The organism is Bellilinea sp., from assembly GCF_034432615.1.
In the GTDB taxonomy this organism is placed as follows: Bacteria; Chloroflexota; Anaerolineae; order Anaerolineales; family Anaerolineaceae; genus Bellilinea.
On sequence record NZ_DAOUBL010000148.1, the window covers coordinates 1 to 4,859 of the forward strand.

At 55.2% G+C, this 4,859-nt stretch carries 5 protein-coding genes; all 5 read right to left on the bottom strand.

All coding sequences use genetic code 11. From position 1 onward, the window contains the following. A partial coding sequence (gene crtI / locus VAE48_RS06905; protein ID WP_322792584.1) for a phytoene desaturase family protein occupies positions 1-1,183 on the bottom strand: 1,183 nt, incomplete at its 3' end. A 94-nt stretch (positions 1,184-1,277) separates the two neighbouring features. Beyond that, complete coding sequence (locus VAE48_RS06910) at positions 1,278-2,798, bottom strand: NAD(P)/FAD-dependent oxidoreductase (protein WP_322792585.1); 1,521 nt, start codon at positions 2,796-2,798, stop codon at positions 1,278-1,280. Then, positions 2,795-3,256 carry a hypothetical protein gene (locus VAE48_RS06915; protein WP_322792586.1) on the bottom strand — a complete coding sequence of 154 codons (462 nt, stop codon included), beginning with the start codon at positions 3,254-3,256 and terminating at the stop codon, positions 2,795-2,797. Before VAE48_RS06915 ends, VAE48_RS06910 begins: the two co-directional genes overlap by 4 nt. A 9-nt stretch (positions 3,257-3,265) precedes the next feature. Next, positions 3,266-4,474 (bottom strand): MFS transporter, encoded by a 1,209-nt coding sequence (locus VAE48_RS06920; RefSeq protein WP_322792587.1) that lies wholly within the window; start codon positions 4,472-4,474, stop codon positions 3,266-3,268. An 83-nt stretch (positions 4,475-4,557) separates the two neighbouring features. Beyond that, positions 4,558-4,859 (bottom strand): hypothetical protein (locus tag VAE48_RS06925; RefSeq protein ID WP_322792588.1); only part of this gene is annotated, 302 nt, incomplete at its 5' end.

Here is a 4,859-nt window from a genome sequence, read left to right on the forward strand (position 1 = left end):
ACGGACGGGCTTCTTTGCTCCAGTCAATGCCGGAGCCGAGATGGGGTACCGGTGAAAGCACATAAAAGGCCTCCATCCCATCCGGCGCCATACTGGGATCGGTGAGCGTTGGCATGTGCAGGTACAGCGAAAAATCATCCGCCAGAATTTTCTTGTGGAAAATATCATCCAGCAGCGGTTTATAGCGGCTGCTCAGGATGATGTTGTGGTGCGCCAGCCGTGAATCCAGATAGCGGCGGCGGGTTCCAAAATAAATCACAAACAGCGACATGGAGTAACGCATCCTTTCGATGCGCCGGTTGGTGTATTTCCGCCGATAGGTTTCCGGGATCATCGAGCGGTAAGTGCTGGCCACATCCGCATTGGAAACGACCATATCGGCTGCGTAAAACTCGCCGTTGCGCAGCCGAATGCCCGTAACTTTGCGATTCTGCACAGTGATTTCCGCCACATCGGCGTTCAAGTGCACTTTTCCTCCCAGTTCAAGGAACAATCTGGCAAAGGCTTCTACGATTGCACCTGTTCCGCCCAATGCGTAATGTACGCCCCACTTCCTTTCCAGATAGTGAATCATGGCATAGATACTGCTCGAATCGAAGGGGTTGCCGCCAATCAACAACGGATGAAACGAAAAAACCTGGCGCAGAAAATCATTTTTGACAAACTGAGAAACATAACTGTAAACCGAACGGTAAGACTGGAGGCGGATCAAGTCCGGTGCAACTTTCAACATGTCGGTTACTTTCAAGAAGGGTTTATCCGCCAGTTCCACAAACCCTTTTTGGAAAATGGCACGAGTATTTTCTATGAAATGTTGGTAACCTTCTTTATCTTCCGGATTCCACAGGTCAATTTGAGAAAGGATGAACTGCGGGTCGTTATTGTAGTCAAAGCACTTCCCTTCATGGTCAAAAATCCGGTAAAAGGGATCAACCGGTACCATCTGGAAGTAATCTTCCCGCCGCCGTCCGGCCTGTTCAAAGATTTCATCAAACATGAACGGCGCAGTGATGACAGTCGGCCCGCCATCAAATTTGAAGCCGTTGATTTCATAAACATAGGCGCGCCCCCCCAGTTTATCGCGCTTCTCGAAAATTTCTACATCAAAGCCGTTGGCAGCCAGTCTGACCGCAGCGGCAAGACCCCCAAAGCCAGAACCGATGATGATGATTTTTTTAGCCATTTTCCCTCCAGAAGAAATGAAATGCGCAATCGCATTGGAAAACACAATAGAGATTTTGACATAAACAAGCCAACTTGACAAACGATTGTACAAACTATGTAGAATGCAGCCGTTCGGCTTTCAAGATTAAACCGTCGAACTCTGTTTGAGCCGAAAAATAATCCAGCACCTGCCGGGCTACCCGCATGGCACCAAGGGTTACCCCGGCGGTGGACTGCCCTGGAAATATCGAATCGCCGACCAGCCAGAGGTTTGAAATGCCCGTCCACGAGCCTCGAGCCGCCAGCAGGGAGGTTTGCGGGAATCCTCCCACCATCCCGTACGGACGGCGGGTGTAAAAAGCAAAGGTGCGCGGCGTGCCGGGCAGGCACAAACGTACCGCCCGCCGGATGCCCGGCAGCGCAAATTCGGCCGCCGCCAGCATTTTTTCGGTGTAGGCTTGCCGCTTTTCCTCATAGGCCGAGCGGTCGTCAAGCCACCAATCCGCTACACGAGTATGGGTGGAAAGCGTGGCAGTCCGCATCCCCGGCGGAGCACGCAGCGGGTCATCTTGGGGTGAGAGGGAAATAAACACGGAGTTCCCTTCGCCCAGCGGCCGGCCAGCATTCACCACTACCTGAAAATGATCGGCAGGTACAGCCGGTAATTCGGCCTTTTCCAGGCCGAGATAGAGGGTAAAAGCACCCCAGCCTTTTGGCCGTGCGTGGATTTCGTTCTGCAGGCGTTGGGGGACACTTTTCCCCAGCACTTCTGCCAGCCCCCACGGGGTCAGGTTGGCAACCACCCCATCGGCTTGAAATTGTAAACCCTTGCGGGTATGAACCAGAAGATTGCCATCCTGTTTAACAACAATGCTTTCAACCGGCTGGCGGTAATAAAGCGTTCCGCCGTTGTGAGTCAGCCAATCTGCCAGAGTTTTCGCCAGTTGACCAATTCCACCCCGCACATGATGGACGCCGCGGCGCGGCAGGTCCAACGCAGCACTGCCATACAGCGCATTGGCATGAGGCGAGGTGGTTTGGGCTGAAATCAGCAATTGTGAATCAACAAATGCCCTCAGCAGTTTGCTGGAACGGCGCGGCAGTAAATGACCAACGGTCAACAGAGCAAAGGGGGCCGCCGGCAGGGTTGAAGGGCGCAAAGCCTTTACCAGATCCCCACAATCCCGCAAGGACTGGGGCGGGAAGGGGAAATTCCGCGCCGAAACCTGCCAGGCCTGTTCGGCCAGCCATTCCTGCATCCTCCAAAAAGAGCGGCTTTCGGGAAAGTTCTGCTCAATTTCCTCCCGCCAGCGCTCCCGTTCAGCCCATTGAAAAATCGGCTGTCCTTCGATAAAAGTTATCCAGGCCGGGTTCACCGGCTGAATTGGCCACTCAACCCCCAGCAGGTTTGCCAGGCGTGCGTGTGGGCCGCCCCGGCTGAACCCACCAGCCAGGGTTGCGCCGGCATCAAAACGGTAGCCCTGGTGGTAGAAGGTGCCGGCTGAACCGCCAGGATAAATATGGGCTTCCAAAACGGTCACCCGCAGCCCAGCCTTGACCAGCAAAGCCGCAGCAGTTAAACCGCCAATTCCCGCTCCTACCACGACCACATGCGGGATTTTTGCGCCGGTCATGCGCCTTTCCTCCCGCGCCCGATCAACCAGCGGGTCACCCAGCTGCGATAGGTAAATAACAGCCGCAGCGCCAGCGGCGAATAGACCAGCCTTGTCCACCAGCCGGCAGCGCCCTGAGGGTATTCAAATTGAATTTCCTCCCTTATCAAGGTTCTTTGAGCATCCAGCGCTTCAAAGGAATGGCGATGGTGCCAGAAGCGTAATGGTCCTTTCACCTGCGTATCGGTGAATCCTCTCAGGGCATCCACCTGGGAATGCAACGCTCTCCAGCGCACCGGGAAAGGACCAAACCAAAGGGTAAATTCTGCAATCGAACCTTCGGCAATCGGTTCAAGGTGGTGAAACTGGACAAGAATGGGCGGCGGGGTTAACCGGCGCAAAGCGCGCGTATCGCGGTGAAACTCGGCAACTGCCTCTTGAGATGCCCTGACCTCAAACTGAAAGCGGAAATGGCGCATGAAAATCACCTAACGCGGGGCAGGCGTGACTACCGCCGGCTGGTGCGCCGGCCGGTAGATATACCGGTAAACATACGTTGCCAGCCAGAGGACAATCAACGCGGAGAACAGACCGGGTGCCCATGTTCCAAGGGTATCCAAAAGCAGCCCCCCCAAAGTGGGCGAAAAGACGCGGGTCAGGCTTTCCAGTGAAGCGGCCAAACCCAGCGTACCACCCACTTCAATGGGCGCCACCGACTTGCTGATCGCACTGTTGATAACGGTATTCAGCACGCCGCCGCCAAGCGCAATCGGGATCAAATCTAACAGGAGTGCCGGCACACTGGTAACCAGCGCCCATCCCAGCAGTCCGACCGCCATCAATACGGTGGCCATAAAAATAAGGGATGGTTCGCTGAAACGACGGGTCAAACGCCCGATGAGAAAGCCCTGTACAAAGGCGGAAAGAAATCCCACATAGGTGAGCAGATAGCCGGTGGTTTGAGCGGTCAGGTTCAAGCGCTGCAAACCCCAAAGGGCAAAAATGGTCTGAAATATCGAAAAAGCAATTGCAAAAAAGAAGCGGGTATGCAGCAATGGCCCGACTACCGGTTTACGCAGCGCCGCCAGCATGGCGCTCAAAGTCATCGGCGGGCGTTTTCCCTGCGCCAGGGCTGCGCGGCGTTCGGCAGTCAGCGATTCGGGCAGCCAGAAGAGCACCATCAACAAGTTCAGCGCTGAAAGGCCGGCCGCCGCAAAAGACGGCACTCCGAAGCCAAAGCGGCTGAGCAGTCCGCCAATCGCCGGGCCGAGGATGAAACCCAGCCCAAATGCCGCCCCAATCAGCCCCAGACCGCGGGCGCGGTTGCTCTCGTCCGTTACGTCGGTAATATAGGCCTGCGCCACGCTGATGTTGCTGCCGATGATACCCGCCAAAATGCGGGCAGCGAACAACATCCACAGGTTGGCAGCCAGCCCGAGCAGAACAAAACTGAGGATGTTCCCGGCAAGGCTGATCAGCAGTACCGGACGACGCCCAAAACGATCCGATAGACGGCCAAAAATGGGGGCTGCCAGAAACTGCGCCAGCGCATACACTGCAACCAGCAGGCCAATTTCGAAAGAACTGGCGTTGAACTGTTTGGCGTAATAGGGGAGCAGGGGCAAAATCAGGCTGAAACCCAGCAGGTCAATGAATATGATGACAAAAACGGTGGAAAGTGCTTTGTTTTTGAACATAATAAAACCTCTTTGCTACAAAATTGCGCCTGATCTGAAATCAGGCGCGGAAATAAACCAGCATGAAAATGTCCTTTTTCGGGCTAAGTGCCCGTCATCAATTGTTCAAGGCGCGCCACAATTTCGGCAGGCGTTCCGCTCAGGTAAACCGCGGGCACATTTTCCGGCAGTTGATGCTCCAAAAAAGCCCGCCCACCCAACACCACAAGCGGCTGGGGTTCGGGAAACTGCTTTAAAATTTCCGGCAGACGGGCAAGTTGAACAGCCGAATCCTTGCGGGTGGCGGTGAACAACAAAAGACGCGGCCGCAGGGGTAAGAGGGCTTCTTCCAGCCGGTCAAGCGGCAGGTCCTGTCCAAAGTATTTGACATCCCAGCCACGCCAGC